General features: G+C 33.6%; 3 protein-coding genes and 1 pseudogene. All 4 read left to right on the forward strand.

Going from position 1 to position 3,256, the window contains the following annotated elements:
* Positions 1-254: 254 nt before the first annotated feature.
* Positions 255-476 (forward strand): hypothetical protein, encoded by a 222-nt coding sequence (locus GSA01S_RS09720; protein WP_066127060.1) that lies wholly within the window; start codon positions 255-257, stop codon positions 474-476.
* Between the two features lie 38 nt (positions 477-514).
* Positions 515-1,144 (forward strand): CorA family divalent cation transporter, encoded by a 630-nt coding sequence (locus GSA01S_RS09725; RefSeq protein WP_066127062.1) that lies wholly within the window; start codon positions 515-517, stop codon positions 1,142-1,144.
* Positions 1,145-1,328: 184 nt separating this feature from the next.
* Positions 1,329-2,519 (forward strand): coenzyme F420-0:L-glutamate ligase, encoded by a 1,191-nt coding sequence (locus GSA01S_RS09730; RefSeq protein ID WP_066127065.1) that lies wholly within the window; start codon positions 1,329-1,331, stop codon positions 2,517-2,519.
* 315 nt (positions 2,520-2,834) lie between these two features.
* Positions 2,835-3,256: pseudogene (locus GSA01S_RS09735) on the forward strand (hypothetical protein); the annotation flags it as partial.

Genomic DNA, 3,256 nt, shown 5'->3' on the forward strand with positions numbered 1-3,256 from the left:
CCTACCCCCGCACAGTTGAGTAGGCCTCAAACGAGTCGAAAGACGGAGCTTGAGACCACTCAACCACTGCGCTATAAATTAATGACCATTAATTTGACTGGACTTTTCAAGATTAATCTCAGCTAAATTATGACGCCATTTAAGGACAATCAACCACTGCGCTACTAATTAACGAACCATAAACTTGACTAAATTTAACAAGTTTATGCCTAGCCTCGCCAAAACATTATCAAACAGTAGAAATGAGGAAAATCATGGAAGGATTACCGAAAAAATTAAGTGATATCAACGTTGAAATAATCGGCGTAAAAGAGTATCACGATAAGTATCAATACCTTATGGAAGATAACCATTTTTTAAATTTTAATAAGCCTGTTAAACACACTAAAATATATGATATGTCTCATTATGCATATGGAGCCCTTTTTTACCAAAGATTCAGCAACGTAGCGAACAATCTTGTTATTTTTATTTAGATGATGCAAGATTCATTATTATTGAAGAGCATGATTGGATGAAAGAGTTGCTTAATCAAATAGCTAATGAAATAAATACTATTGAGCTTACGAAACCGATTCAAGTATTATTAATGATTATTGAAAAAATGATTTATTCACAAGAAAAGTATTTGTATGAAATTGAAGAGGAGTTAGATCAGCAAGAAGAATCTATGTTAAATAATGATGGTGAATATCAGCCTGATTTAGATCATGAATTTCATAAATATGGCAGAGATTTATTAGCATTTAAACGTTATTACCAACAATTATCTGAATTTTGCGATTTGTTAGATGAGTATTTTCAAGAAATTGTGAAGCCAATCAGTCGAAAAAAATTACAATATTTAAGCCAGTATGCGAAAAGATTAAAAGATGATGCATTGGATTTAAGAGAGTATGTGATGCAATTGCGTGAAATCTATAACGCTGATGTTTCTAATAAGCAAAATCGGATAATGCAAATACTAACGGTGGTGACAACAGTTTTTGCACCGTTAACCTTATTGACAGGATGGTATGGCATGAATTTTGAACACATCCCTGAATTAGAACCTCCTATATCCTATCCGATACTCATTATGGTCGTCATTGGAATCGTTATATTTGAAGTATATATGATTAAGAAGAAGAAATGGCTCAACTAATTCGTCAAAACACGAATTATCAATAGCGTTTTCATAGTTGTTTTTCTAATTTTTTCTAAATATAAAAGATTTTCTTTTCTATCTTTCGTTTTTAGTGTATGATGTATCTGGACAATGAATAAGAGAACAAATGTATAATCGTTCTATCAACGTCTAAATTCATAATGGAAAGTGTGAAAAGCTTATGGCAAGAAATGTTGGAACAGTTGCTCGTGGTATCCGTTGCCCGATTATTCGACAAGGAGACGATTTAGCGAAAATCGTTGTGGATAGTGTATTGGAGGCAGCTGCTAGTGATCATTTTGAAATTGGTGATCGTGATGTCATCGCAATGACTGAATCTATCGTTGCACGCAGTCAAGGTAATTACGCATCAGTGGAAGCGATTAGTAAAGATGTTCGCCAAAAATTAGGTGGCGAAACAGTGGGGGTTATTTTCCCAATTCTTTCACGTAACCGTTTTTCAATGATTTTAAAAGGAATTGCATTAGGTGCTAAAAAAGTTGTTGTAATGTTATCTTATCCAAGAGATGAAGTAGGAAACCAATTATTAACAGAAGATCAATTAGAAGAACATAATATTGATCCTTATGCTACCGTAATGAATTTAGAAGAATATCGTCGTTTATTTGGCGAAAACTTGCATCCATTCACCGGTGTAGACTATGTTAAGTATTATGCAGAAATTGTGACAGCAGCTGGAGCAGAGGTGGAATTTGTATTTGCGAATCATGCTAAGGAAATTTTGAATTATACTGATAAAGTTATTAACTGTGATGTGCATACTCGTCAACGTACTAAGCGTATTTTAAAAGCACAAGGTGCGACGGTTTATGGATTGGATGATTTATTAACTGAATCTATTGATGGTAGTGGTTATAACGCTGAATTTGGCTTATTAGGATCAAATAAAAGTACAGATGATAGTATTAAGCTATTCCCACATGAATGTACCGATTTAGTTAAAGATGTTCAAGCCCAGATCCTTGATAAATTAGGTAAACATGTAGAAGTGATGGTTTATGGTGATGGTGCCTTTAAAGATCCAGTAGGACAAATCTGGGAATTAGCTGATCCGGTTGTTTCACCAGCCTTTACCGATGGTTTAGAAGGTACGCCAAATGAATTAAAATTAAAATATTTAGCTGATAATGAATTCAGTGAATTATCTGGTCAAGATTTAAAAGATGCGATTGCGTCGCGTATCAAAGAAAAGGATCAAAGTTTAGTAGGTCAAATGGATTCAGAAGGAACAACACCTCGTCGCATTACCGACTTATTAGGTTCTTTATGTGATTTAACGAGTGGTTCAGGTGATAAAGGGACACCGATTGTATTAGTTCAAGGATATTTTGATAATTATACACATGATTAATTGTTTTATTCTTAAATAAGAGATTAAAAGGCTCGAAAGACCCAGTGGTTTTACGAGTCTTTTTTTGCGTAATAGAGCCATATTTGAAGAACCACGGATTAAATATTCCTGATAGATAACTTTATTTTTTTGTTTTCACAATAGATGATTTATAATAGTTTAAGAAAGATTGTGGGGTGGTAACATGCGATATTTAAATAGTCTCGTACAAAAACACTTTATTCCTTCTTTAGCACTTAAGTTGGTTTTAAAAAAACAGGACCTGAAACGTTTGAAATCAATCATCCTTTAAAAACACTCGCTTTTGAGGTTCAAATGATTATCGATCATAATGAGATAAAGATAAAAGTGTTTGAATTACCAGACAGATTAGAGTATTTGCCTTTCAATTTAAACGAGGATGAGGGAGGTAGTTTTGTTAATCAAATACGTTCTGATGTGGATGAAGTGATGCATCAAGTGATTAAATCGTGTTATCAACTAAAGGATTATCGAGAAACAATATTGGATTTTGTTAGGACTGAATGGAATACAAAGTTAGAGACGCTTTGGGCTAAGCATCCAGAATTTTATGTAATGAAGACAGCTAATCGTCAAAAATGGTATGCATTGATGATGCGCATTTCATATCAATTATTGGATCCACAGCAGTCAGGTATAGTAGATGTATTAAATCTTAAAGCACCGCCTTTGAAAATCGTTGATTTAATCGATCATCAGACTTTTTATCCAGCATA

It is taken from the genome of Globicatella sanguinis NBRC 15551, from assembly GCF_001552295.1.
Taxonomy (GTDB): domain Bacteria; phylum Bacillota; class Bacilli; order Lactobacillales; family Aerococcaceae; genus Globicatella; species Globicatella sanguinis.